24 protein-coding genes are annotated in these 26385 nt (G+C 59.2%); 11 read left to right on the top strand and 13 right to left on the bottom strand.

Going from position 1 to position 26385, the window contains the following annotated elements; genetic code table 11:
* Positions 1-2: 2 nt before the first annotated feature.
* The 4 genes from J2Y48_RS08455 to J2Y48_RS08440 all read right to left on the bottom strand — a co-directional run bounded on the left by J2Y48_RS08455 (position 3) and on the right by J2Y48_RS08440 (position 3717).
* Complete coding sequence (locus J2Y48_RS08455; protein WP_310415659.1) at positions 3-1442, bottom strand: aldehyde dehydrogenase; 1440 nt, start codon at positions 1440-1442, stop codon at positions 3-5.
* A gap of 58 nt (positions 1443-1500) precedes the next feature.
* Entirely contained in the window at positions 1501-2487 is a 987-nt protein-coding gene (locus J2Y48_RS08450; RefSeq protein WP_310415656.1) for a 2-hydroxyacid dehydrogenase, read from the bottom strand.
* A 107-nt stretch (positions 2488-2594) separates the two neighbouring features.
* Positions 2595-3128, bottom strand: coding sequence for a chromate transporter (locus J2Y48_RS08445; RefSeq protein ID WP_310415653.1), 534 nt, complete (start codon positions 3126-3128; stop codon positions 2595-2597).
* Positions 3121-3717: a chromate transporter gene (locus J2Y48_RS08440; RefSeq protein ID WP_310415650.1), complete on the bottom strand. Its 597-nt coding sequence runs from the start codon at positions 3715-3717 to the stop codon at positions 3121-3123. The genes J2Y48_RS08445 and J2Y48_RS08440 overlap by 8 nt, the downstream gene beginning before the upstream one ends.
* A gap of 199 nt (positions 3718-3916) precedes the next feature.
* On the opposite strand from J2Y48_RS08440, the gene J2Y48_RS08435 reads away from it, so the two are divergent.
* The 8 genes from J2Y48_RS08435 to J2Y48_RS08400 all read left to right on the top strand — a co-directional run bounded on the left by J2Y48_RS08435 (position 3917) and on the right by J2Y48_RS08400 (position 12354).
* The gene (locus tag J2Y48_RS08435) at positions 3917-4810 is read left to right on the top strand and encodes a LysR family transcriptional regulator (RefSeq protein WP_310415647.1); all 894 of its coding nucleotides are present in this window, start codon (positions 3917-3919) and stop codon (positions 4808-4810) included.
* Between the two features lie 170 nt (positions 4811-4980).
* Entirely contained in the window at positions 4981-5934 is a 954-nt protein-coding gene (locus J2Y48_RS08430) for a tripartite tricarboxylate transporter substrate binding protein (RefSeq protein WP_310415645.1), read from the top strand.
* Between the two features lie 80 nt (positions 5935-6014).
* The gene (locus J2Y48_RS08425) at positions 6015-6476 is read left to right on the top strand and encodes a tripartite tricarboxylate transporter TctB family protein (RefSeq protein WP_310415642.1); all 462 of its coding nucleotides are present in this window, start codon (positions 6015-6017) and stop codon (positions 6474-6476) included.
* A gap of 9 nt (positions 6477-6485) precedes the next feature.
* Positions 6486-7988 carry a tripartite tricarboxylate transporter permease gene (locus J2Y48_RS08420; protein ID WP_310415638.1) on the top strand — a complete coding sequence of 501 codons (1503 nt, stop codon included), beginning with the start codon at positions 6486-6488 and terminating at the stop codon, positions 7986-7988.
* A 23-nt stretch (positions 7989-8011) separates the two neighbouring features.
* Positions 8012-8803 (top strand): enoyl-CoA hydratase-related protein, encoded by a 792-nt coding sequence (locus tag J2Y48_RS08415; RefSeq protein WP_310415636.1) that lies wholly within the window; start codon positions 8012-8014, stop codon positions 8801-8803.
* A gap of 3 nt (positions 8804-8806) precedes the next feature.
* Positions 8807-9706, top strand: a complete 900-nt coding sequence (locus J2Y48_RS08410; protein ID WP_310415633.1) for a hydroxymethylglutaryl-CoA lyase — start codon at positions 8807-8809, stop codon at positions 9704-9706.
* A gap of 431 nt (positions 9707-10137) precedes the next feature.
* A complete protein-coding gene (locus J2Y48_RS08405) occupies positions 10138-10362 on the top strand; it encodes a hypothetical protein (RefSeq protein WP_310415630.1) in 225 nt (74 codons plus the stop codon).
* A gap of 342 nt (positions 10363-10704) precedes the next feature.
* Positions 10705-12354: a right-handed parallel beta-helix repeat-containing protein gene (locus J2Y48_RS08400; RefSeq protein ID WP_310415627.1), complete on the top strand. Its 1650-nt coding sequence runs from the start codon at positions 10705-10707 to the stop codon at positions 12352-12354.
* Positions 12355-12494: 140 nt separating this feature from the next.
* Here J2Y48_RS08400 and J2Y48_RS08395 read toward each other — a convergent pair whose 3' ends face one another.
* The 6 genes from J2Y48_RS08395 to J2Y48_RS25330 form a co-directional block, all read right to left on the bottom strand.
* Entirely contained in the window at positions 12495-13217 is a 723-nt protein-coding gene (locus J2Y48_RS08395) for a class I SAM-dependent methyltransferase (RefSeq protein WP_310415624.1), read from the bottom strand.
* A gap of 37 nt (positions 13218-13254) precedes the next feature.
* The gene (locus J2Y48_RS08390; protein ID WP_310415621.1) at positions 13255-15987 is read right to left on the bottom strand and encodes a glycosyltransferase; all 2733 of its coding nucleotides are present in this window, start codon (positions 15985-15987) and stop codon (positions 13255-13257) included.
* Positions 15959-17134, bottom strand: coding sequence for a glycosyltransferase (locus J2Y48_RS08385; protein ID WP_310415618.1), 1176 nt, complete (start codon positions 17132-17134; stop codon positions 15959-15961). The genes J2Y48_RS08390 and J2Y48_RS08385 overlap by 29 nt, the downstream gene beginning before the upstream one ends.
* Entirely contained in the window at positions 17112-18269 is a 1158-nt protein-coding gene (locus J2Y48_RS08380; protein ID WP_310415616.1) for a glycosyltransferase family 4 protein, read from the bottom strand. The genes J2Y48_RS08385 and J2Y48_RS08380 overlap by 23 nt, the downstream gene beginning before the upstream one ends.
* 124 nt (positions 18270-18393) lie before the next feature.
* Positions 18394-19620 (bottom strand): polysaccharide biosynthesis/export family protein, encoded by a 1227-nt coding sequence (locus J2Y48_RS08375; RefSeq protein ID WP_310415613.1) that lies wholly within the window; start codon positions 19618-19620, stop codon positions 18394-18396.
* Between the two features lie 301 nt (positions 19621-19921).
* Positions 19922-20149 (bottom strand): hypothetical protein, encoded by a 228-nt coding sequence (locus J2Y48_RS25330; protein WP_405030183.1) that lies wholly within the window; start codon positions 20147-20149, stop codon positions 19922-19924.
* Here J2Y48_RS25330 and J2Y48_RS08370 point away from each other — a divergent pair.
* Positions 20099-20254: a hypothetical protein gene (locus tag J2Y48_RS08370; protein WP_310415610.1), complete on the top strand. Its 156-nt coding sequence runs from the start codon at positions 20099-20101 to the stop codon at positions 20252-20254. The two genes, J2Y48_RS25330 and J2Y48_RS08370, sit on opposite strands and share 51 nt — an antisense overlap.
* Before the next feature lie 88 nt (positions 20255-20342).
* On the opposite strand, the gene J2Y48_RS08365 is transcribed toward J2Y48_RS08370, so the two are convergent.
* The 3 genes from J2Y48_RS08365 to J2Y48_RS08355 form a co-directional block, all read right to left on the bottom strand.
* Positions 20343-21272, bottom strand: a complete 930-nt coding sequence (locus tag J2Y48_RS08365) for a hypothetical protein (protein ID WP_310415607.1) — start codon at positions 21270-21272, stop codon at positions 20343-20345.
* An 82-nt stretch (positions 21273-21354) separates the two neighbouring features.
* On the bottom strand, positions 21355-22374 hold the full coding sequence (locus J2Y48_RS08360; protein WP_310415604.1) for a GNAT family N-acetyltransferase: 1020 nt from the start codon (positions 22372-22374) through the stop codon (positions 21355-21357).
* Positions 22375-22537: 163 nt separating this feature from the next.
* Entirely contained in the window at positions 22538-23167 is a 630-nt protein-coding gene (locus tag J2Y48_RS08355) for a helix-turn-helix transcriptional regulator (protein WP_310415601.1), read from the bottom strand.
* A gap of 660 nt (positions 23168-23827) precedes the next feature.
* Here J2Y48_RS08355 and J2Y48_RS08350 point away from each other — a divergent pair.
* On the top strand, positions 23828-25303 hold the full coding sequence (locus J2Y48_RS08350) for an MBOAT family O-acyltransferase (RefSeq protein WP_310415599.1): 1476 nt from the start codon (positions 23828-23830) through the stop codon (positions 25301-25303).
* Positions 25278-26291 (top strand): hypothetical protein, encoded by a 1014-nt coding sequence (locus tag J2Y48_RS08345; protein ID WP_310415597.1) that lies wholly within the window; start codon positions 25278-25280, stop codon positions 26289-26291. The genes J2Y48_RS08350 and J2Y48_RS08345 overlap by 26 nt, the downstream gene beginning before the upstream one ends.
* The last annotated feature ends 94 nt before the right edge of the window (positions 26292-26385 follow it).

Genomic DNA, 26385 nt, shown 5'->3' with positions numbered 1-26385 from the left:
AGTCAGTCCACGTGCCAGTAGAGGCCCTTCGGCTCCATGTAGGTGCGCATTCCGTTGCGGCCTTTCTCTCGGCCGAGGCCGCTCTGCTTGAAGCCGCCGAACGGCGTCGAGATCGACGTTTCCTTGTAGGTGTTGATCCAGACCGTACCGGCCCGGATGGCGCGGGCGACGCGCCACGCCTTGGCGAAATCGCCTGTCCAGATGCCGGACGCGAGGCCGAATTCGATGTCGTTGGCTTGCCTCACCAGGTCCTGCTCGTCGGTGAACGGGATCACCACGGCGACAGGCCCGAAGATTTCCTGTTGTGCGACGCGGGACTGGTTGGTGACGCCGGAGATGACCGTGGCCGGATAATAGGCGCCCCGTGCGAGCGCGCCTTCGGACGGAACGTCGCCGCCCGTCAGCACCTTTCCACCTTCCGCGCGCGCCGCCTCGACCGCCTTCGCCACGTGCTCGCGGTGCTGGAAGCTCACCATTGGCCCCATGCTGACTGCCGTATCGCCCGGCGCGCCCATCCTGAACCTACTGGCCTGGTCGCAGATCGCCTTCAGGAAGGCGTCGTGCACGGAGGCCTCGACGAATATCCGCGATCCCGCCACACAGGACTGGCCGCCGCCGGAGAAGATGCCGTCGGCCGCCACCTTGCAGGCGCGGTCGAGATCGGCGTCGGCGAAGACGATGTGCGGCGACTTTCCGCCGAGTTCGAGCACGACCGGCTTCAGCCGTGCGCCACAGGCCTGCGCGATCGCGCAGCCCGACGCGGTGCCTCCGGTGAAGCTCACCATGTCGACATCGGTATGGTCGACCAGCGCACGACCGATATCGGCATGGCCGGTTACGACGTTGAGCACGCCGGCCGGCAGTCCGGCTTCGATGGCGAGGCGGGCATATTCAAGCGCGATCCGCGGGGTCACTTCGGAGGGTTTCAGGACGACCGTGTTGCCGGCTGCGAGAATGGGCGCGAGCTTCTGCGCTTCGAGGGTCAGCGGCGAATTCCATGGCGTGATCGCCGCGACCACGCCGACCGGCTCGTAGACCGTCATCGTCATGCTCGGGCCACGCTGGGTGTTGACCTCACTCTCGAAGGTCTCGCAGACGGCGCCGTAGTAGCGGAAGGTCGATGCGGCGCTCGTCGCCTGGCTCCGGCATTCGGAGAGCGTCTTGCCGTTGTCCTCCATCTGCACACGAGCCAGATGATCGATCTGGGCGAACATCAGGTCGGAGATCTTGTAGAGGAAGCCTGCGCGTTCATGGAACTTGAGGTCGCGCCAGGCGGGATCGGAAAGCGCCGACCTGGCCGCTGCGACCGCCGCATCGACGTCCGCGCCGCTGGCGGAGCCGATCTGCGCCACCTGCCTGCCGGTGCTGGGATCGATGGAGGCGAAGGCCTGTCCACCGCCCGTGCGCCACGCGTTGCCGATCATGAAAGGTAAGATGGTCATTGGACGTTTCCCTGAAATTTCCTGCCGGTTGAACCGGCCTGTTTTCTTGCCAACGGCCTCAGGCGGTCGTTCGGGGCGAGAACAGGACGAGGTCCTGCTCGGGGATGCTCATGCCGGTCAGGAAGCGGCGTGTGTTGTCGACAGCGCGTTCGAGCACCGAGCCGAAATTGTCCACCGTTCCGCCGGCCGAGTGCGGCGTCACCACGGTCTGGTCGAGCGTGAGAAGTGGGCTGCCGACCGGCGGTTCCTGTTCGAACGCGTCGATGCCGGCGGCATAGATGTGGCCGCTGACGAGCGCGTCATGGAGGGCGGCTTCGTCCACCAGTCCGCCGCGCGCGCAATTGATGAAGATCACGCCCGGCTTCAGCTTGGCGATGCGGGCGGCGTCGAACATCTTCGCCGTCTCGTTCATCAGCGGTAGGTGCAAGGAGAGGATGTCCGCGCGCGCGGTGATCTCGTCAAGTGAGGCATAGGTGACCTTGAGCTCGCGCTCAACCGACGGATCGCTCCTGTACGGATCGTAGTAGAGCACCGTCGCGCCGAAGCCGGTGAGCAATTGCGCGACGGCCTTGCCGATGGCGCCGAACCCGACGATGCCGACCGTTCGCCCGTTGATCTGCCGGCTCACGCCCCGGGCCGCTTCCTTGTCCCATTCGCCGGCGCGGGTCTGGCGGTCGAGATGGGGCAGGCGCCGGCAGGCGGCAAGCATGTGCAGCACTGTGTGTTCCGCAACCGGGATAGCATTGCCGGCCTGGAGCCTGGCGACGGTGATCCGGTGCTCGGCGCAATAGTCGAGATCTATACGGTCCACGCCCGCGCCGAGCTTCTGGATGAAGCGAAGCTTCGGCGCCGCCTGAAGCAGGGAGGCGGGCATCGGCGTCGCCATCACGAAGACGATGTCGGCGTCGCGAAGCGCTGCCGCTTTTTCCTCGGCGCTGCGGCCGGCGGAAACGCTCAGCGTCCAGTCCTTCGGGATGCCTGAGGCGATTTCCTCCATGATGCGAGGATGAAAGGGATCGATGATGCCGACGATGGACCGTACCATGAAACACAACCGCTGCATGTTGAACTGAGGCAAACATGCGGTTGGAGGCGATAACCGTCCAATCATTAAGTCGCAGGGGGGTATCAGGTGAGCTTATACGGTGGTGCTCAAACCAGGCCGATAATGCCGGCGAAACCGGCTGTCGCCAGAAGCCAGAGCGGGTTGATCCGCGTTGCCAGCACCAGCACGCCCACGATGCCCGTGACGGCGTAGCTGGCGAGACTCGAGTTCGCCGCGATGCAAAGCAGCCAGGCGCTGGCGATCATCAGGCCGGTCGTTAGGGGAACGAGGCTGCGCCTGAGGATGATGAACCAGCGCCGGCTTTGCCAGCGCTCCGAAAGACCAGTCGCAATATAGGCGATGACGGTCGCCGGGCCACAGATCGCGGCGGTGGAGACCAGAGCGCCGACGAGGCCATAGACCTGCCAGCCGATCAGTGTGACGAAGATGACGTTGGGGCCCGGTGCGGCCTGCGCCAGCGCGAACAGCGTCACGAACTGCTCGTTCGACAGCAGCGAATGCTCGCTCACGACGAAGCGGTGCAGTTCGGGAAGGATCGGATTGATGCCGCCAATCGCCAGAAGCGACAGGAGCAGGAGATGGATGGTGAAGTCGAACAGGGCGGAGGACGAACTATTCATTCTGCGCAACCCAGGTCCAGAGTATCGCGACGGGAAGCGCTAGAAGGATGATCCAGACCAGCGGTAGTCCGAGAAATGCCATGGCGACGAAGACCATCGCGGCGAGCACGATGGTGCGCGCCGAGCGCAGGACCGGCCAGGCGATCTTTGCCGCCATGGCAACGATCAGCCCGGCCGCGGCCGATGCGATCCCGCGGAAGGCATCCTCGACCGGTTGCAGGTCCCCGTATCGCGCGTAAAGCATCGAAAGCCCGATGACGACGGCGATCGGCATGATCATCAGCCCGAGGAAGGCGATGACCGCGCCCGGAATGCCGGCCATCCGGGCGCCGACATGGACCGTGATGTTGATGACGTTGGGGCCGGGCAGCAGTTGCGACAGGGCCAGAACCTCGGTGAACTCCGATGCCGTCAGCCACTTGCGTTCTTCTACCAGCATACGCCGGATAAACGGCAGGACGCCACCGAAGCCAGAGAGGCCGACGAGCAGGAAAGCCTGGAACAGTTGCGGCAGCCCCACACGGGGCACGCCCGCTCGCCGTGACAGGGCCGGGTTCTCTTTCTCTTCCTCCTCGGCCTCGAACCTCATGCTTTCCGCCCTTGCTGCGGGCGAGCACTGAACGGCATCCGTGCGACGATAGAGGGGAAGCGATTCAAGGCTGGAAACTCTGGACCTGACGACCGGAAAGCATGAAAAGCGCAAGGAAGCCATCAGAGTCAAATTAGTTTTTAACCCTAGTACATAAGTGCTGTTTATGTTTTCCTCTTGGCGGAGGAGGAATACCTACATGATGACACTTCGCCATATGGAAGTTTTCCATGCGATCATGGTCACCGGCTCGGTGACCGGGGCCGCGAGGTTGCTGAATATAACCCAGCCTGCCATCAGCGCAGTGCTGAAGCATTGCGAAAGCCGGCTGAACATGAAGCTTTTCCTGCGGGCGGGCGGACGGCTGCAGCCGACGGAGGAGGCGCTTGCAATCTTTCCCGACGTGGCGGCGATCTTCGGCCGCGTCGATGCGGTGGGCCGTCTCGCCCAGGATCTCGTCGGCGGCAAGCTCGGAACGCTCTCGGTCGCTGCCGCCTTTCCGATCGCCAACGGCTATCTCGCCAAAGCCATGGCCTCGTTTCTGGTGGAGCGGCCGAAGGTCCGGTGCACGCTGCAGTCGCTGACTTCGCCGCAGGTCCTCGACCGGGTGATCAACCGCGAGGTCGAGCTGGGACTGGCGCATGAGCCGATCATCAGCAATGCGGTGGATACCGAGGAACTGATGAGCTGGAGCCTCAACTGCGTCATGCCGGAGGATCATCCGCTAGTCGAGCGCGACGAGATCGACGTCCGGGATCTCGCGCCCTATCCAATCATCACCTATCAGCCACAGATCGTTTTCCGCCCCTATGTCGACCGCGCCTTCAGCCAGGCGGGTATAGCCCCGACGATCGCGGTCCAGGTCAGCATCGCGCTGACCGGCATCATGCTCGCGCGTTTCGGCGCAGGCGTCGCGATCGTGGATTCGCAGCTGGTGGATTCCATGGGCATTCCGGGCCTCGCGGTTCGCGAGTTGACGCCTCGGATCGAGGCGAAGACCCTTCTGATACAGCCCAAGGATGCGCCGCGTTCGGTGGTCGTGAACGAGTTCATCGGTCATTTGAGAAAAGTTATACGGGAGGATGGGGTGTAGAAGCCTGGGTTATGACCCGCTGTGTTTTTATTATTCGACAGTGTCAGGGCGATCGCTTTTGATACCGCTCCGGCGAGGGAGTCTCGACCTGTGCGACCAAAGAGAAATCAATCGAAATCGACAGGAAGGCTTCCGACGGTACCTGAAATTTGAATCGGAGGAGGAGACCGATGAAGTATTTGAGAAGCGCACTCGCCGCTGCCGCGGTGTTGTTTTCGACGGCGGCGCATGCCGAGTTCCCGGATAAGCCGGTGACACTCGTGGTGCCGTTCGCAGCCGGTGGGTCCAACGACATTCTCGCCCGCTACGTGGGCGACCGTCTGGGCAAGGCCTGGGGCCAGCCGGTCGTCATCACGAACATGCCCGGCGCGGGCGCCGCGATCGGATCGGCCCACGTCTCCCAGGCGGCGCCTGACGGATACACGCTGCTGATCGCCTCGGTCACCTTTACCATGAACCCCGCTGTTCAGCCCAATCTTCCCTTCGACCCGAAGGAAGGCTTCCAGCCGGTCGCGATGCTCGGCAAGGTGCCGCTGGTTCTCGTCGTCGGCAAGTCGCTGGAGGCGAACACCGTTCAGGAATTCGTCGCCACCGCCAAGGGACGCGAACTCGCCTACGCGACTTCGGGCCTCGGCACGGTCAACCAGTTCGGCGCCGAGCTCTTCGCCCAGAGCGCCGGGATCAAGATGACGCCCGTCCACTACAAGGGCGGATCGGAAGCGATGACCGACGTGATCGGCGGCCACGTGGATTCGTTCATGAGCAGCATGACGCAGGCCCTGCCGATGATCCGCGGCGGCCAGATGCGTGGCCTCGTCGTGACCAGCACGGAACGGTCGGCGGCCGTTCCGGACATTCCGACGACCAACGAAGCCGGTATTCCCGGCGTCGATGTCGAGCAGTGGTGGGGCATTCTCGCTCCTGCCAAGACCCCGGCGGATATCGTCGAAAAGCTGAACGCCGACATTAACGCGATCCTGTCGACGCAGGAAACCAAGGATTTTCTCGCCAAGGACGCGGGGCGCCCGACGCCGATGTCGGTTCAGGAGTTCACGGATCTCATCAATTCCGAACTCGATAAGTGGCGGGGCATCGCCGAGAAGGCCGACATCAAGGCCGAATAAGCTGCATTGAGCGGCGGCGGAAGCATCTGGCATGCCCGCCGCCGGTTTCGATTCCGGAAACTTTCAGGGTGAGCAATGGCATGAAGACCGTCAACCATAAGGATGTCGGGGCAGGTCTCCTTTTCATAGTGCTGGGAGCCAGCTTCGCGATCGGTGCTTGGGGCTACCGCATGGGCACCGCCGCGCGCATGGGGCCTGGCTATTTTCCCTTCTGGCTCGGTGTCATCCTGGCCGTCATCGGCGCCATCGTCACCTACAACGCGCTGCGGAATACCACCGAGGGCGAAGCACTGGAGCGATGGGCTCTGCGGCCACTTCTCGTCATTCTCCTGTCCGCCGTCGTGTTCGGATTTCTGCTGCCATACGCCGGGCTGCTCGTCTCCGTGCTCGTCCTCGTGATCGGGTCCAGCTTCGCCAGCACCGATTTTTCGTGGCGTTCGACGCTGCTGACCGCGCTCGTCCTGCTCGCGCTTTCGCTGGTCCTGTTCGTCTGGCTGCTCCACCTGCAGTTCGCGATGTGGCCGGTCTTCCTCAATCTCTAGGATTTCGCGATGGAATTGCTCGATCACCTCGCGCTCGGCTTTGCCACGGCGCTGACGCTGAACAACCTGTTCTACGCCTTTGTCGGCTGTCTGCTCGGCACGTTGATCGGCGTGCTTCCGGGCCTCGGCCCGCTGGCGACGATCTCGATGCTGCTGCCGTTCACCTTCGGGCTTGATCCGCTTGCCGCGCTCATCATGCTGGCGGGCATCTATTACGGCGCGGCCTATGGCGGTTCGACCACTGCGATCCTCGTCAACCTGCCGGGGGAAACCTCGTCGGTGGTAACCGTGCTCGACGGCTACCAGATGGCGAGGCAGGGTAGGGCGGGCGTTGCGCTCGCGACGGCGGCGCTGGGATCGTTCTTTGCCGGCTGCGTCGGCACCCTCATTCTCGCGGCCTTCGCCACGCCGCTGACGAAGATGGCGTTCGAGTTCGGCCCCGCCGAATACTTTGCACTGATGGCCATGGGCCTCGTCGGGGCTGTTTCCCTGGCGTCGGGATCGTTGATCAAGTCAATCGGCATGATTGTTCTCGGGCTGCTGCTCGGGCTGGTGGGCACAGATGTCGCCTCCGGCGCGATGCGCTACACCTTCGGGCTGCCGCAACTGTGGGATGGCATCGACTTCATTGTCATCGCCGTCGGCGTCTTCGCGTTCGGCGAAGTCATAACCAGCATCGAGCAGACCGAGGTGAGGGAGACGCTCAAGATCAAGATCAGCAGGTTGTGGCCCAGCCTGGAGGACTTCAAGCAGATGTTTCCCGCCGTCCTGCGCGGCAGCGCGCTCGGCTCGATCGTCGGCGTCCTGCCGGGAGCAGGACTCTCGCTCGCCTCGTTCTTCGCCTACAGCCTGGAAAAGAAGGTGTCGAGAACGCCGGAACGTTTCGGCAAGGGCGCGATCGAGGGGGTGGCCGGGCCCGAGGCGGCCAACAACGCCGCCGCGCAGACCGCCTTCATTCCGACGCTCACGCTCGGAATTCCGGGAAGCGCCACCATGGCGCTGATGCTAGGCGCGATGATCGTCCACAATATCCAGCCCGGCCCGCAGGTGATGACCAACAATCCGACGCTGTTTTGGGGGTTGATCGCCTCCATGTGGATCGGCAACCTGATGCTGGTCATCCTCAACCTGCCGCTGGTCGGCATCTGGGTGAAGCTACTGAGTGTGCCGTTCCGTGTCCTGTTCCCGGCGATCATCTTGTTCTGCTGCATCGGCGTCTATTCGGTCCAGAACTCCGTATTCGACATCTATCTCGCCGCCGCTTTTGGACTGTTTGGCTATATGCTGCGCAAGTTCGACTGCCAGCCGGCGCCGCTGATGCTCGGCTTCGTTCTCGGCCCGATGATCGAGGAGAATTTCCGCCGCGCGCTGGTGCTCTCCAAGGGCGACTTCTCGATATTCGTCACTCGGCCGATCTCCGCCGTCCTGTTGGCGATTGCGCTCGTCTTGGTGATCTCGGTCGCCCTGCCGGCGATCCGCAGCAAGCGCGAGGAAGCCTTCGAGGAGGATTGATCGAATGGACGCGCGGGCGAACCATGACTGAGAGTATCCGGGTTTCCCTTGAGCGGACAGGCGTGGCGCGGGTCACTCTTGCAAGGCCCGACAAGCACAATGCCTTCGACGCGGAACTGATTGAAGGTCTGACGGCGGCCATGGTCCGTCTGGACGACGATGCGGCGATCAGCATCGTCGTCCTGACGGCCGAGGGTGCGAGTTTCAGTGCCGGCGCCGATCTCGAATGGATGAGGCAGTCGGCCGGCAAGGATCGCGCCGGCAATCTCGCGGACGCGCGGGCGCTTGCCGAATTGATGCGTACGCTGAATGGCTTGCGAAAGACCACAATAGCGCTCGTGCAGGGTGCCGCCTATGGCGGCGGGGTCGGGCTTGTCGCCTGCTGCGATATCGCGATCGCCTCGGATGCCGCGCGCTTCTGTCTATCGGAAGTGAAGCTCGGCCTGATCCCCGCTGCGATCAGTCCCTACGTGATCGACGCCATCGGCGGCCGGCAGGCGCGGCGGCTTTTCCAGACGGCGGAAGTGCTTCCGGCGGTCGAAGCCGCTCGCATCGGGTTGGTCCATGAAGTGGTCGCCGCCGGCCGGCTCGAGGCGCGCGGTGAGGAACTCCTCTCGTTGCTGAGGAAAGCCGCGCCCGGCGCGCGCAATGAAGCCAAGCGATTGATTTCGAAGGTCGAGGATCATCCACGCGGTGAGGCACTATTCGCGCTGACATCGGAATGGATCGCCACCGTTCGCGGGGGGCAGGAGGCTTTTGAGGGCATGTCGGCTTTCCTCGAACGCCGGCCCGCGAGTTGGTGCCGGGAGGATTGAGGCATGGCCAACGGCGCGGTGCGTATCGTCGAAGTCGGTCCTCGCGACGGCCTGCAGAACGAGAGCTCGATCCTGTCGGCGGAAGACCGGATCGCCTTTATCGAAAAGTTGCTGGCGGCGGGGCTCGATACGGTGGAGGCCGGCAGCTTCGTCTCGCCGAAATGGGTACCGCAGATGCAGGGAACAGCCGATGTTCTCGACGGACTTGCCGGTTCCACCGCGCGGCTTCCCGTTCTGGTTCCAAACCTGATCGGTCTGGAGGCCGCCATAGCCGCTGGCGCCCGCGAGATTGCCGTGTTCGCTTCCGCTTCGGAAACGTTCTCGCGAAAAAACCTGAACTGCTTCATCGATGAATCGATCGAACGCTACATGCCGGTCATCGAGACGGCGCTCGACGCCGGCCTCGCCGTGCGCGGCTATATCTCCTGCGTGCTCGGTTGCCCCTATGAAGGCAAGGTGGAGACGGGGGCGGTCACACGACTGGCGTCCATTCTCCACGGCCTCGGCTGCTACGAGATCTCGCTCGGCGATACGATCGGCGTCGGAACCGTCGGAGAAGTGCGGAACTTGCTACGGGCGGTCGCCGGCGAGGTCCCGCTCGATGGGCAGGCGGTTCATTTCCATGACACTTACGGGCAGGCGCTCGCCAATATTTATGGCGCGCTGGAAGAAGGCGTTTCGGTCATCGATGCCTCGGCGGGAGGCTTGGGCGGTTGTCCGTATGCCCGCGGCGCCAGCGGCAATGTCGCGACGGAGGCCGTCGTCTATATGCTCAACGGCCTGGGCGTTGAGACGGGGGTCTCGATGCCGAAACTATTCGACGCGGTAGACTTCATCTCCACCAAGTTGGGCAAGCCGCCAGCCTCGGCCGTCTACAAGGCCCTGTGCGGCGGTGTCGCCTAAATACGTCGATCGGTCGCATCTTCTTTGTTAGTGGAATTGGCGATGCCGGCGGTGCGCAGACTGTTGCCCCAGGCGATATGCGCCTTGGTTTAGGCGGTCCATTTAGCGCAATCTAAGATAGGCAATCCGCCGACTACCGCGGGGAACGCCGGTCGAAATGGCCTTCAGGTCTTTAGCTTTAGTGATCTTCGCTGTCTTATCCGCGAAATTTCTACAACATGACTATCGTTCCTCGCCGTGGTGTCGTCCCCCTGTGCTACACTTCAGACACAGCCCGGCGAACCTGCCCGTCTGTTGCCGGGCTTCGTACCCACACAGCAAGGCGGGCCACTGATTTGCTGCTATGCGCCGCGCTCGTTTATGGCCCCAAGACGAGGGCGGGATTTTCACGACAAACCTTCACTTGAGCTCTATGGCGAGTGGAGAAGGCGATGAAAAGCAAGCTAACCCCCGAGGACATGGATGCATTTCCTCCCGAGGATTTGAAGGAAATTCAGCGTGTCTTTCAAAAACTCTGCAACGAGCGCGGTTTCGAGCGAGGCAGCGACGGTGCCAGCAGCCTCGCTCGATCGGTTCTGATCTATTATGGTCAGGGCGTGCGAGACACGAACACTCTAGAGAAAGTGTTGCGTGGTACCCATCCGGTGACGATCTGACCGGACTTCGCCGGTGACAATCGGCAGTTACATTGGTGACGTTGTCGTGCGTACCGGCCGATAGGGGTTGTAAACGCATGCCATGAGCATCCACTTGAAACCATTTCACAAATTAAGGAAGTCGGCCTTTGGTGGCGGTTACTAAGGTAATCCCTCCATCGCGATAGTTGTACTGTGTCATTTTGACGTTTTCCACAGGCCGACAAAGTCTCGTCGCATTTACATGTGCAGTCATCATTCGCGCTCTCGAAGGTTCGAATCGATAACCGGTCATCTTTGAGCAAAACAACCTTAGCTATACCTCAGTCGTTAGCAGACTGAGTCTTATGAGGATTCTAAAGAATGGCTTCTTACTACGTTTCTCCCAATGGATCGGACAGTAATTCTGGTCTGCTGGATAAACCGTTCGCATCGCTTCAGCATGCGCACGATATGGCAAAGCCCGGCGATACGATCTATATGCGCGGAGGTGTCTACAAGCTCACATCTGGAGTGAACCTCACGAAGGATGGCACGAGCGGCAATCCGATTACGGTGACAAACTACAAGGATGAGGTACCGGTCCTGGACGGATCCTCGATGAAGGGCGGCTATGTCGTCAACATGTCGAGTGCATCGTGGAACCACATCAAGGGTCTTGAGATCAAGAACGGCCCCGAAGGTGGCCTCATGATCCAGGGCGCCTCGAACAACAACACAATCGAGCAGTTGGACGTTCACCACAACGGATGGAATTCGGAGTGGGAGGGCAAGGGCATTGTGATGTTCGGCTCCAGCGCGAACAACCTGCTTCTCAATAACGACTCTCACCACAACCAGGATCTGCATGGCGACAACGCCGACGGTTTTCAGATCAGCACCACGGGTGCGGGCAACGTCCTGCGCGGCAATCGCGCCTATGCCAACTCGGACGATGGCTTTGATTTGTTCAACGTGCAAAACGGCACGAAGGGTGCGCCCGTTGTTCTGGATGGCAACTGGGCCTTCGACAATGGCTACGCCAATGACGGCAGCGCGGGCGGTGATGGAAACGGCTTCAAGCTGGGCGGTGCGCGCGCAGGGACGAACACCACCTCGGGTGGCCATACTGTGACCAACAACGTTGCGTGGGGGAATCGTTCGATTGGTTTCGACGAGAATGCCGCCTCCAATCCGATCAAGCTTGAGCACAACACCGCGTATAACAATGGCCTATACAACTATGGATTCTGGGATACGGAGCATACCTTCCGGGCCAACATATCGGCCGGCACCGGAAAAATCGCGGCGTCCGGATCGACCGAAGGCAACTCGTGGACGTTGCCGGTAAAGGTGGACGCCAACGACTTTCAGTCGTTGAACGACAGCACGGCGCGGGGCGACCGTGGAGCCGACGGCTCCCTCCCGACCACGAAGTTCCTTCATCTCGCGGACGGGAGCGATCTGGTCAATCTGGGCGCTTTCGAGGCGGGTACGCCGCCCACCGAGGTTACGCCGCCTACTGGGGTCACGCCGCCGACTGGCGTTACGCCGCCTGCCGTTGACGTTCCGGCTCCTGTCGGTCTACCCGACTACGACTCGCACAAGATGATCGACGGCAATGGGCGTGCAAACACCATCAACGGCACCTCGGGCGCCGACTTGATCGACGGCAAGGGCGGTAACGATAAGCTCTTCGGCCTCGGCGGCCATGATATCCTCGAGGGTGGCAATGGGGCTGACCAGTTGCAGGGGGGGACCGGCAACGACTTCCTTCAGGGCGGCAACGGTGCCGACCTCTTTATTTACCGGGAAGCCAACTGGGGCACGGACGTGATCCTGGACTGGCAGGACGGTTCCGATAAAATCGACCTTCGCAAAACCGGTCTCACGTTCAAGGACCTGGGCATCGTCCGCGCCGACGTCGATGGCGATGGCGCCAAGGACGACGTGTTCATTCTCAGCGACCACGGCAACATCGGCGTGCTCGATAGCAATACCTCGGTGATCACCGCCTCTGATTTCTTGTTCTGACGGGGTTTGGACCAGCGCGGACTCCGTTCGCGCTGGTCTTCCATGTCGCGGCGCCATGCCCACTTCTCCGGGCCGCCGCAAGGCGACACTGGCGGCGATATTCGCGGCCTGATAACTGTGCAGGGATCCCCCGACAGCGTTCAGGAATCGGACGCGCCTGGGGCTGCGGTCAACAATCCAAGATAATGAGATCGCAGAAACGGAATACCGGCCAGGAGCGGATAGGTGATGGCTGCCGTGGGTCCTAGGCTATCGGCCAAAGGAGGAAGCAGCGAAATCGACTTAAGCCGTATGACAGTCGACGGAAACAGGCGGCTGATCCGCCTTCTTGTCATTGCTCGAACCGAGCGATTCGTCGGGCTGGGATAACGGAGATCATACCACAAGATCGCTCCCGATTTCTTGAGCACTCGGAGCATTTCGGACGCGATGTTCCCCGCCATTTCGTTCTCAAACACTGATGAGAAAATGGTGAAAGCGACTATTATGTCAAAAGAGTCATTTGGGAAGCTCAGGCGTTCGGCATTCGCTTGCATCAGATTGAAGGCCGGGTAGCGTCTGCGTGCACTCTCTATGTGAGCAGACAAGAGATCCACCCCGAAAAGATTCTCCGGCGGCACTCCGCGCTCATTAAACCAGCGGAGCTGGCTTCCGTAGCCGCATCCGACGTCCAGAACCCGGCATTCGCAGAGAGGTCGCCCGAACCATTCGTCGATCAAAGTTTCGATTGCATCACTCCGTTCCTTGCACAGTTGCTGACGACCGAGGCTGTCGTATTTCCATCGTCCTTCCCGCAGGTATTCGGTATAGATTTTTCGAAGTCGCTTAACCTCGTCGCCGCTCTCTGGGGACTCTCCTAACATCCTCTCGGCCCTTTTCGATCAGGTCGTTGGCAGCCGTTTACTGGTCCGACACTGCCGAACGCGCATGGCAATCATCGCCCGGGCGAAGCCCCGACAGAATGTTTCCAAGTCGACGCCTTTGAGATTCCAAAAATTCCGGGTCTTGAGTCCAGTGCCTCCAGGAGGCTCCTATGGTTCGGGCGATCTCCCCGCCGACCTCGCCGCAACCCTTGCGCTTGAGGATCTCGACGAATTCGTAATCTTCGACTCCATCGCGAAGCCATTTGAGCCGCATGGAGGGCACCACGCCCTCCACTCCGACGGGTTGCCCCGGGTAAAGAAGCAGCCCCTCTCCCGGATACTCGTTGCCTCCCGTCCGGTACGTCTGCACGTTCTTCCAAGGGTTGTCGGTCCAGAGATCGACGCGCCAGTACAACAACCCTGTCAACCCGAGGCTCTGATTGATGAAGCCGGGCTGAATACGATAGTTGATCGGGGCAAAATCGATCTCCCACTTTGGAGAATATTCGTCCTGAACGAGGGCATTGTATGACCAAACCTCATCGCCCTTGGCCAAGACCTCAGCGACCCGCTCTGAACTGCTCTCGTACATTGTGGGAAGAAGCACCCAGATATCGACCGCAGAACGGCCGCTTCCGGTGCCATCGTCATAGAGCTCGGGGGCAGGTTTCATCGTCACGAGATTGTCGACACCCGCCTCATGCAGCACGCGTGCCCAGGCTTTCATGGTTTCATAGATACCGCCGCAGCGGTCGATTTCATCGGCCGTATAATTGAAGAGACGGAGCTCAGGATTGTGCTCAGCTGCGGCCTCCTGCACCTCTTCGAGCGATGGGGGCGGCGTCATCGTGCATTGAGCCATGCTGGCATTGCTCCACAGGCCGAGATTGACGGATTTCAGTCCGAACCTGTCGATGAACGAGGCCTGATCCTGAACTCGCACGTCACGCGGCATTAGCCTATGCTTCAGCAACTCGGCCTGAGCCTGCGGAGTATTCGCTTTCCAGATAAGGAAAGCCGAGTTTAACGAGGGGATGAGCGGGAGTGTGAAATTCCACACATGAAGCACAACCTCGCCGACGGCATTACCCTGATCGCTTGACACCGTCACGGCGCCGCTATAGCGGCCGGGCAACGTATCGCGTGGAACGAAGACGTCGATCCAGATCGGCTGGTTTTGGCGCGAAGGAACGGAAAAGGCAGTTGCAGGTGGGGAGTGGCCGTCTCCCGCTGGAGCGGTTGCTTCGGCGCCGAGCGGTATCAGTGCATCGGCGTACCATCCCGGGCCGAGCGGTCGGTTCGATCCGTGCAGGTCGGGACTGGATCGCGTCACATGGACGTAGTGCTCGCGATAGCGTGTCACATTCGTCGCTGCGATATGGGCTCGGTCGCCGTTGACCAAATCTTGCAGCTGGATCGTTACGTTGGTGAGGCCGGTGTCCGGCGCATTGATCCCGAGCTGAAACGACTCGGTTTCACCGCGGGCGGCATAAAGTTCGATCGCCAGCCGGTCACCGGGGACAGCGTCACGCTCAATGCGTTCCAAACTAGGCACGAGCCAGATGGCCGGTTCTGTCCGCGCTGTGCCGGAAGGCAGCAAGAAATAGAAGATGCCTGGCACGAGCCAGAGGGTCAGCCCAGGGTGCGGCCAACGCCAGGGACCAGGTCTTCGGCGGGTGCTGATGGAACGAGCAATCGAACCTGAAAGGCGCGTGACGAGGGAGCGGGATCGCAAAGCAAGACCGTAAAGTGAACCGCATCCATAGCTCAAGTGCAGCGAAACGAGCACCACGGGAAAGAAGAGCAGATGCATGCCGGGCGATGTGCAAGCGGCCAGTAAGGTCGCGGACAGCAATGCAATCGAATAGACTAACAGTATACCTGATGTTGCGACGAGCGCGGCAGGCCAAAATAGAGATACGGCTAATGAGATTGACAGGCTTGCGACTAAGGCGAGCGGAGCGAGATGACGCAGCCGCAATGCGCGCCAGTTCTCGACCAACGCGAGGGTGCCGCCGAGTCCATTGCCGAAATACTGTTTGCAGAGCGCAGGTAGGGATTGTCGGGGTTGGTAGAAAGCTCGGATTTCGGGCGAAAGATAGAGGCCATAGCCGAGCCGCCGTATTCTCTCGTTGAAGTCGTTATCCTCGGCACGCCAAAGATCTTCCCGTAGTGGGCCTACTTGGTCGACGATATACTTCCAATAGCAGCCGTTCCATACGGTATCGGCCCACCCTACGGCTCCTTCTCTACGGAACTTGGCAACCCCGATGCCGAAAGGGCTTCGATGTGCCGCAACGATCGCCCGGCCAACGATCGATTGTGCTGGCAAGGGACGCGCGATTGCTCCCACCCCCCCGGCACCTGTCGCGAGCAGTGTCGAGACGCTTTGCCGGACGACGTCGGGTTGGTAGCGGGCATGGGCATCGAGACGCAGCACGATGTCGGTCCGGATGCGAGGAAGCGCCAGATTGAGTGCGGCGGCGGGGCTACCATGCGAGTTCTCGATGACCCGCACCCGTGGGTCGATCCGCTGCATGTCTTGCAACATCTCCAATGTTCCATCGGTTGACCCGGCGTCAGCGAACCAGATTTCGGCAATCGAAGGGTAATCCTGACTGAAAACGTCGGAAGCGAGTGTCTTGAGATGTGCGATCTCATTGCAAATCGGAATGACAATGCCGACGGTCGGCTGCTCCGGAACCGGGGGGGCCGGGTAATCGGCGAGCGCGGACCGGTATTCAGGCGGCATTTGAGAAGACTTCAGCATGAAGTACTCCAATCATCCGTGCACGATTGACTTCCAACGTGTTGTCAGCCATCAGCGCGCGCCCATTGCGACGCAAACGCTCCTGTAGTTCCGGGCTGCAGACAACTTGCTCGATCGCACCTGCCAGCGCACAGACGTCGCCCGGCGGAACAAGCATGGCCGTTTCATTGTCCTTCAGCAGGTGAGGGATGCCACCCACGGCAGTGGCGATCGTGGGTAGGCCAATGCAAAGCGACTCATTGATGACTTGCGGAAAGCCCTCCGAGAAGGATGGGAGCACAAGCGCTCCGGCTCGCCGGTAAAGTTCGAACAAAGCCGGTCCATAGGACACAAAACCGTGGAATGTGACAGTGTCGTCAATGCCGAGGACCATGGATCGCGCCTTGAGCTCCGCCTCCAGCGGACCTGTGCCAACGATATCGAGGTGGCACGACACACCGCGCCGCTTAAGGTGCGCGAGAGCCTCGAGAAGAACGTGGTGCCCCTTTTCCAGAGCCAACCGACCAACGCAGATCAAGCGCGTTGGATCGGGCCCGGAAGACATTTCTGCAAAGGCTCTGAGCTGCGCGTCTCTGATAAGACAGGGCATATGGTCGTGCACCCGGTTGCTAAATCTGCGGTACTCCCGAGCAAGGTCTTGTCCTACAGTGAACACTGTTCGATCACGCGCAAGCCGCTTGAAGTGCCAATCAAGTGCCCTGGCGGCCGACACTGCAACATGACGCTTCAGACCCCGATGCGTACCCAGCTGTTGGACCAGGTTCTGGCGAACCACCAGGCCGACCGGCACGCCGAGGGCAATGCACTCCGTCGCGATCATCTGCCCAATCGGATGCGGGCCGACAATCAGGATCGCGTCCCAATTCCGCGCCTGCTCCGAGATCCGGCGACGGATCTCCAGGAATGCACGAGGCCCGACGCGCCAAAGTTGATACAGGTTCGGATAATAGGGGAGAGGGCAAAGTGTGATCGCCGGATGGTCAAGCAAATAGGGCCCGCGTCCCGGTTGCATTGCCTCGCGCCCGATGAAGATGATCTCGTCGACGAACTCGATTAAACTGGCCGGAAAGAGGATATATGACTCATCCGTCGAAAGAGTGTCGCCGTCGCGCCAAAAAACCTGATCAACGAAGATGGCGAGTCGCATGGCCAATCCACTTCTTTGCATCGACGTCGTTTCCCGTAGCGCATAACGTCCAGAGTTGGCCGGTGACCAATTTCGGCTGGAACTTCTGCTCGATCCATGCACGTGCGCGGGTGCCGATCTCGCGCCGTATGTCGGCATCCGTCGCAAGACGAAGAACTTCGCGCGACAGGTCATCCTGTTTGGATCCGGCTATGACCCCGGTCACACCGTTTTGGATCAGGTCGGCGACGCCGTTCACTCGCGTGGCGACGCAGGGCACGCCCGCTGCCATGGCCTCCAAGACAACATTGGGCATGCCCTCGTAGTCGGAAGACAGAAGGAAAATGTCTGAGGCGCATATGAGCTCTCGGGCATCCGGCACACTGCCGAGAAAGCGGACCCTGTCGTCGATCCCAAGGCGCCCCACCTGGCTCTTCAATGCGTCGAGACAGCCGAGTTCTTGTCCGGCGATCACGGCCTGCACAGTGCAGTGCCGACCTACGCTTTCGATCGTATCGATGAAGCGGTCGAAGCGCTTCTGGGGCACAAGTCGGCCTACCCCAAGTACCAACACCGCGTCATCGCGCAGATCAAGCTGCTGACGCCAATCGGCACGCCACCGTGCCATCTGGTCAGACGGAAAGATCTCGACCGCGTTCGGCACATAGACAACGCGCTTTTTGGAGCCGAGGCGGTGCGCGAGTTGCCTCTGGGTCTCACGCGAATTGCAGACTGCGGTCGAGATGCCGGCCACGCTCATCCACGACCACAAGCCGCGTAGGCCTGTCGGCAGGTCTGCAAACAATGCGTTACGGAACGATCCGATGCTTCGGATGCCCAGCCCCGTCAAGGCGAGCGCGAAGACATTGGTATAGGACGACCACGAGAAGAGGCATCGCGTTTTCTGAGCGACGCATGCCGCGCGAAATTGCCGCATCTTTTCCAGAGGGCGGCCCTTCAGCAGCACGACAGGAATACCGAGTTTGCGGATCGGTGCTTCCCAGAACCCGAGCTCGCCGGACACGTAGACGGTGGGGGCCCATCGAACGAAATCACAATGCGCGAGAAAATGATAGAGTTGCCGCTCGGTTCCGCCTTGCCCAAGCTGCCCGACGACCACGGCGATGGATTCCGGTTCCCCGCGCGCCTCTCGCATTAGTCAACTTCCCCTCTTGCTGGTGAGCTATACAGCGTCCTCCATGTCGAGCATGGGCTCCGTTTCTGGCCCCCCGTGGATTGCAGATGACCGTTCGCCGGCTGGGAGCTTCCCGATATCCCCTCTATTTCTCCCCGATCGCCGCCATGCTCCCTGGCATCGGACCGGAACGGAGCAAGACTTCGATTACATCGCCCGGTAACAGCTCGGTATGCACGTCTGCCGGGAAGCGGCGCCAATCCTGCTCGACTTTGCGCATGATCGCAATTTGGGGCTGCGCAGCCGTTCCGAGCATTTGATCGGGTAAGGTGGTTCTGCCGGGCTGAAGCTTCTCGCCGGCACTCCTCAATCGCAATTGCGATTCGGCCAATCTCTCACTCGTCTCTCTGAAGTCCTTGAGAAGTTCGATCCGACGCAAGTTTATCGTCCTGTCGAGACTCCGCGCCAAGTCCCCCCGACCTCGCTGGATCTCCATCATGTTCACAGTGGTCTGAAGCTGGCGCGTGGAAGACAGAAGCATTGCGCGGCGTGCCTCCGACACACGCGTACTGGGCACGCTGCCGGCCTCGAACGCCTTGATAAGCTTTTCAAGCTCTTCCGCATCAGCCTGCGCTCCGCTGTCTTCCTGCTTTGCCTGTTGAGCGAGAACTGCGATCTGCTCATCCGCTTGCTTCATTGCGGCTCGAATGGAGGTGATCTCCTGGTTGTGGTTTTGCTGTGCGAATTTCAGCGATTCCCGTTCGGACCGAACGAGATTGGCGAGCGTAGCAGCTGGAACCGGTAGGTCTGCCGGGGTTTTCTCTTCGAACGTGTCCGCATCGTTCAGTTCGGCCTGCAGGCGTAGCAGGTGCACGGTATCTCTCGCATATTCCAACCCGTGAAGATTGTAGTCCTCGCGCATGTCCACCATTTGATCCGGATTAGACATGGTAGGGCTCGCTCGCATAGTGCTATAGCCCCCAGAGAGGGCCACGGCCTGGCGGACCGTCATGAGGGGCCGGAAGGCATATTGACCTGGCGTCAAGACGTCGCCATCAACGTAGATAGGTCGGTATTCGACCACGGTTGCGGCGACATCGGTCGGGAGAACGACAACGGTATATTCGCGTCCCTCCGGTGTCTGCTCCCGGAAGAGTCGTGTCGGCAGGACGGCAGCGATCTGATTCCGCATTTCCGCCGCGGTCAGACCTGCAATTTCGAGAGTCCCAAGCGTCGGCAGAGATATCGTTCCATCGAACTGGATGGCAACACGGTAGTGCCACTCCGGCAATCCGGCGATGGTGATCTCCACCACGTCTCCGGGCGCAAGCTTGTACTCCGTTGCTGCAGCATTGCACACGAGCGTGAACACGAGCGGGATCCAGCCAACACTTAGCGCTCGGCGCCATGCGCCTATCCTTGCTATCCTCATGTCATCACCGACGTGTTACCTCGTGGACCGGTGCGCTCTCCCCAAAAATGATCTGCAACTATCTTTCATCGAGGCAGAAACGATGTACCGGATCAAGGGTGTGCTCTAGCAAGGCAGCTAAAGTCATAGCATTCATTCGAACACTGCTCGATCGAAGCGCTCGATCGAACATGGCGAACAGTAGCAGCAGGGTTCGAAGTGTCTTCATTCGTTTGCAGGATGGAGAGGTGGCTCGATTGTCTCAACAGTTCCGGGCCGGCCGTTTCGCCGTGAGCTTCTCTGCTGTCGCCACTCGAACCGCTTCGTTATCAGGCTCGATCAGCGCCATCGGCAGCATTGTCACGCCTGATCCACTCGGCGACCTCATTTCCCGAGCAAGCTTCTTGCGCCAAGTGTAAATGCTGGGGGGGGGAACATCGTGCCCGTGGGCAATCTCGACACCGGAACCGCTCGTCTCGACCTCCTCCAGAAACCGAAGCTTGTCCTCGTCCGTCCAGACGCGGCGGCACTCGACGCCCGTCAGAATCGCAATCCGCCCCATCGGTTCACCCTTGGCTACGTCGCAAACTACTGAATTAGCGACGTAACCTCAGGGCATCGGGCAAAATTTCAATGGCTGCTCGACCGAACGCCGGCTGACATGTCCGGCGAAATGGGCACTCCTACGATGCTCCGCAGGTCCAAATCTTGTGCTTGATCCAATCGCGCTCCATCCTGACACGCTCCGTTGTGTCAATGACGTGCTCGCCACGCTGTTGCCGAACATAATCGAGGAACGTCGCCACTGGTGCGAACCAGCCATTTTTCGATGCAAGGCGCCTCATAAGTTCCCTGAACCGCTGATTGAGATTTCCGTTCGCATCCTGGAAACCCGCTGCGAAATGCGTGTACATGATGCAGGCACCGCCCTCAGCCTCAAGGCGATCTTGGTTTTCTTCCGATATGACGCGAAGAAACGAATGGACCTCCGGTCCCTCAGATGATGAGAACCATTGCTTCACAAACGGCCGCTTCGGATCGTAATATGGCATACAAGGAAAGGTCTTCAGTGTATTTATATCCCCGGCCGTGAAATTGCGCACATAATCTATACGATCGCGGCAGAGATCCCCCCAAAAATAAGGGCTTTCTTCGCAATGACCATAGAAACGGGGCCTTTGGAATCGGAGAAGTCTATACGCTTGCCTCCTGATCCCGCTCAGCCGAGCATCTCCCCAATAAATATTGTCGGCGGATCCCGCATGGTTAGCCATGGTTCGAGGGTAGCTGCCGAACAACTCGTGGAAGCATTCAAGGCTACGCACGATAGTGGCCCGCTCTGAGCTGTGGTAGGTTGCGCCGTGGAAGCCTATCTCAAATCCGTCACGGTGCAGTTCACGGATATACGCCAAATAATCCGGGTCCTCACAGGTAGCACCGCCTAGCCTGGAAGTTTGGGAGCCGCGAATTGGCCAAACAGACTTGGTCGTGCGAAGGCCGTTATCCCGCAAGCATTCATAAACCTTCTCAAAGTTCCCGGGAGTTGCACGGTCAGTGTCGTCAAACACCGTGAACGCAAAGGACTTTCCGTCTGGCCAGCATAGCTTGTCCATTCAGGTTTCCTCATGTCCTCAATCATTGCCCACGACTAAGATCACTCCTGCCATCGGCAACGCGACACAAGGAGACGTAGGGTTAAGCCGATCTCGATTTAAAGATTCGGCGATTCCAATCACGTGGTGCATAGTACAGTGTTCTCCCAGCATCTCGAAGCATCGATATAACAACGCTCGATGATGCCCTAAACTGTGGGTAGCTTATCGGGTCGCCACCATATTTTTTCTTGTATGATCCGTCGCCGCCCCAGTAGTACCAATGCATGCCACGGCGCTTCCAGTACTTCATTGCATACCAAAGCATGGGCTCATTCGGTCGCACGATCTGATGTTCACGAAGGCTAGCGTTTCCCCAGAAATAGGAAATATCGTTAAATCCAGTAAATATACCCGTGGCAATGCTCTGCCCATCTGAATCACGCGCGCGCAAGAGAAGGAGGTCTCCGGTCGGGTAGACGTGTCTGATAAGCGCCTCTACGCGATCCATGCCATATGTTGGTCGCATGTTCTGCTTGGCGAAGACGTCTTCCAACTGTGTGAAGTACTCCGCCGCAAATCCATCCGGCACGGCTTCCTCGATGACGACTCCGGACCTCGCAGCTTTCCTGATACAGTTCCTGCACGCTCCTCCGTCCATCCTGGCGAAAAGCTCGTCCTCTGTCATCAGAAGGTTGGATCGAAAGGTCCGGACGAACTGCGCTTTGACTCTACCGTCTTTGAAATGCTCGCTGACCAGATAGGGATCTGAGATTTCCAGATGATGGCAGCCTAGCACAGAGAAAACGAACGGGATCAGCGCGTCGACTGCATCGGTTCTGGACACGTCATGCCGCAGATTGAATCCCATATACGGGGTTGTCCAGCCTGGGAATGGACTTCCTAGTATTCGGATACCCATCCGCCGGATGATGACGCCTACAAAAAAACCGACGGTCACGCCAGCGTTGTCCATTCGAGCCACAACCGGTTCCCCGGCTTGGGTCTCGCAAACGAAATCGATCCACGCCTTTCGCTGCGAGAAAGTTCGGTCGGCGAAAGAATCAAGAAGCGACCAATTTACGTCGGCATAGACTTCTCTTTCCAGTCTCATCCGGCTCATTCACAATGCCCTCCGAATTCACGACAAGCTCGGACTAGGCTCCTGAAAATCGGAATTACGGTCATATGGCGCAATCGCCGAGGATGCGTACCAGACATCGAGGATGACCGCAGCCGGGGGAGGCGATGTAGTCAGCGAATACGTCCGGCGTGCCTCCATGGTTTCAGGGCAACACAGCGATGCGATCCAGCAACGCGACGAGTTCGGCCTGGCGGTTTGTCTCCGTTTTCGCGAAGAGCGAAGCCAGTTGGGAGCGGATCGTCGTCCGGCTGAGGTGGCGGAATCGAGCAATCTCCAAGGGAGACCCTCCTCGCGCGATCTCGATCGCAAGACGGGTCTCAGCGCTTGTCAATCCAAAGATTTCCTGCAGCGTCTGCGGATTGGGTTCCGGCCGCACGGTCCGATCGAGCAGCGCGATAATACTCACGCCGTCCGAGACGCCCTCTGCTCGTTCGCTGAACATCACGGGACGCCCTTCACGGAAGGACATGACTACCCACAAGATCGAGCCGGGCAGAACGTTCTCCCAGCCGCCAATCAACCGCCGGAGACTGGCGGAAATCTGATCCGGTGTGTCGGCGATGGCGTCCGCGTTGGCCAGAACAGCTCGTGTGCTTGCATTCCACCCTACTACTTTCTTGTTTCTGTTCAGGGCGACATAGCCACAACCGATACGGTTCATCATCCGCTGAACCGGGTGCGGAATGGCCTCCAAAGCACCATCATGCTGACCGAAAGCCGGACCCGGTCCTAGAGCCCAAGCGTCGTTATCACGACTGGAGAGTTCCTCCATTTTTTCAACCTCTGACTGCAATCTTTGATTGTCATATCGCTCCACTTTACGGCGTGCGTGGAGGAGGCTGCCTGGGCACTTTGTCGGCCCGTCGTTTTGCGTCGCCTAAGACGCCGATCAGCATCGTGATCCGGCGGAGCTAACTCCTTTCCGAATTTGCAGCGAACACGTTTGCCGAAAGCGGGGGTATACTAATTTTTGTGACGGCAGTCAAATACCTCTAAAGTATTACCTCGTGGCGAGATGTCGATTAGCTCCTAGCACAATTATCGGATGTCAGCGGCTCTTTAGGCTGCTTGAACGAATTGACCCAGGTATTGTTTGAGGGTTTCTAAAAAGAACCTAAACTGCGGCAATAATGCGAAGAAAATCCGGATCGCCGCACTTTGCGGCCGGCTCGGCAAGCGGTAAACTGTCGTCGGTCACAGGGGCGCTCTCTCGTTAAGGTTGTGGTCGAGCGATTCCACCTTCTCCGAAATCCGGCGCCCACCTGACGCGGTAAAACGGAAGCAGATTCTTGTCGCCATCTATTGCGCCGGACAAGTGATGGCGTTCAAAGAGGACGAGGTCGAAGGCCTGATGACGGGCGCCGACGGCGGGGATAGTGCCCATGTCAAATCCAGAGCAATGTCTTGAGCGAACGTAAGCCGATGATGACGCATGCCGATAATCGATCTGGCACTTTTGGAAGAGGGCGTCATGTTGTTCAACAGTTGGGCGTTTTGGGTCTTCTTTGCCGTTGTCATCTCAGTATATTGGTTTCTCCCATTTCGCCTTCAAACATTCTTTTTATTGGCGGCTAGCTATTTCTTTTATGGCTGGTGGGACTGGCGATTTTTGCCCATCATTACCTTTTCTACATTTATGGATTTTTATCTGGGCGTGATGATTGCGTCCACTTCCTCCGAAGTTAGCAAACGGCGATACGTCTGGCTGTCCGTGACCGTAAATCTGCTCCTGCTCGGCCTCTTTAAATACTATAATTTCTTTTCCAACGAGTTCGTCACAGCGCTTAACTCAATTGGCATCCAAGCATCGCTGCCGGTTGTCCAAGTGCTTCTTCCAGTGGGAATTTCGTTCTACACCTTCCAAAGCATGAGCTATATCTTCGACATCGCCCGCGGAGTGACAAAGCCCGCTACGAATTTCTGGAACTTCGCCCTCTATGTCTCATTCTTCCCGCATCTGATCGCCGGGCCCATCATGCGTTCTGGTGCCAAAGGGCAGGATGCCCTTGGACGGGGACTACTGAAGCAGATCGAAACGCCGCGGGTCCATCGCTCCGACGACTTCGCAGTCGGGCTTTACTATATTCTACTAGGTCTTTTTAAAAAGGTTGTTATCGGCGACAACATGGCCGCGCTGGTCAATACCATCTTCAATCGCGATGCATCCCAACTCACTGGCATCGAATGCCTTGTCGGAATCTATGCGTTCGCTTGGCAGATTTATGCTGATTTCTCAGGCTATAGCTCTATAGCCCAAGGCGTCGCCAGATGGATGGGCATTGATCTGATGGATAACTTCAAAGTCCCCTATCTGGCTATATCCCCCAGCGATTTCTGGCGCCGCTGGCACATTAGCCTCTCCACGTGGTTGCGCGACTACCTTTACATCGCACTCGGTGGCAATCGTGGCGGGGGGAACATGGTTCTCCGCAACCTTATGATCACAATGATCCTCGGCGGCATCTGGCATGGCGCCAACTGGACCTTCGTTTTCTGGGGCCTCTATCATGGGGCACTGCTATCGCTTTACCGGCTCATGGGCTGGGAAAACGTGCGCCCGCGGTCTATCATTGATCGTAGTTGGCGGATCGTGCTGATGTTTCATCTGATCTGCTTGGGCTGGCTTTTGTTCCGTGCCGAGAATATGCAGCAGGTAGGTGAGTTCCTCTATCTTATGGCCACGGACTGGCGCGTCACGCCCACCGCTATTGCCATGCTCGGTTTGATCGCCTTCTATGCTCTTCCGCTGTTTATTTTTGAGTATTGGACCACCTCTCACGCGAACAATCTTCTTGGCCTCACACAAAGTCCTTGGATCGCGCGTGCATCCGTATACGCCTACGCAGTGCTAATGCTCATCGTCTTCCAAGCACCGGAAAGCCATGAATTCATCTACTTCCAATTCTAGGTCCGAATGGAAAGTGATTGCGAGCGTGCTGGCCGTACTGCTGATAGGAGAAATCAGCCTTTACTTCACCGAGAACCGGCTGTCTTACGATGTGCAGCACATTGGGCAGATACCGGCTATCGTCAACGACATTAAACAAGGGAATTCTCCACGCGTCCTTTTCCTGGGCAACTCATTGACGCGCGCGGGGATACGCCCGGATATCGTCAAGCGAGCATGGGCGGGTGTAAATCTCCCAGATGCAACGATCGGTCTTATTTATCCTGACGACACGGTGCTTACTGATTGGCTCTATGTATACCGTCGTTTCGTTCAGCCGGCCAACACTCAGCTTCGCTTGGTCATCATCTGCTTTGCTAATGACCACCTCGATGATGGCCCAGTCCGCAATTCTGAGCGTCTCGGCAGCCAGTTTGCCGGGTTGTCTCTTGCCGCCGAGGCTTTCTCCCACGACGTTCTCTCACTCAGCGATCGTGTCCGATATTTGCTTGGCGCCACTTCTCGGCTGTGGGCAAACAGAGAGCGCATACAGAAACGGGTTCTCGCACTGATCCCTGGCTACCAGGAATTCGCTCCAATCATCAATGATGTTGTTCGTAGTGATGGGCAGGCTGCAGCTCACGCTAAGCCTCCCACCTATAATCAGCTTGCCAGATTTCTTAATATCGTCACAAGCGATGGCACCAAGGTCGTCTTTGTCGCCACACCTGTTCGTCAACCCTATCCTCTCCCCGATGAGCTCTACAAAGCCATCCGCCGCGGTGGCGCAGAGATCATCGATCTGCGCGGCTTCGAGCGCACCGGGCCCGGCGATTTCCTTGATAGTCTTCATCTCGCACCCGCCGCGGCTGAGCGGTTCTCCAAAGCTCTCGGCAGCGCCTTGGTCGGTAATGACTACGCCCACACTGCTCTTTGGGGTACCCGCCTCCAAGGCTACAGGACTGAACCCAGTGGGTCATCTACCGTCGGATCTGGTATGGCGCGGTGATCGTCGATCTCTTCGCTCGGCGTCTCATCGGCCGGGCCGTGAGTGATCGCCTGCATTAGGAACTTGCGCGGAGGCGCTGCGCAAAGCGTTGACC

The sequence above is a fragment of the Mycoplana sp. BE70 genome (assembly GCF_031455855.1).
Classification (GTDB): domain Bacteria; phylum Pseudomonadota; class Alphaproteobacteria; order Rhizobiales; family Rhizobiaceae; genus Mycoplana.
The sequence above is the reverse complement of the archived record's forward strand: the minus strand, read 5'-3'. Positions and strand labels throughout refer to the sequence as shown.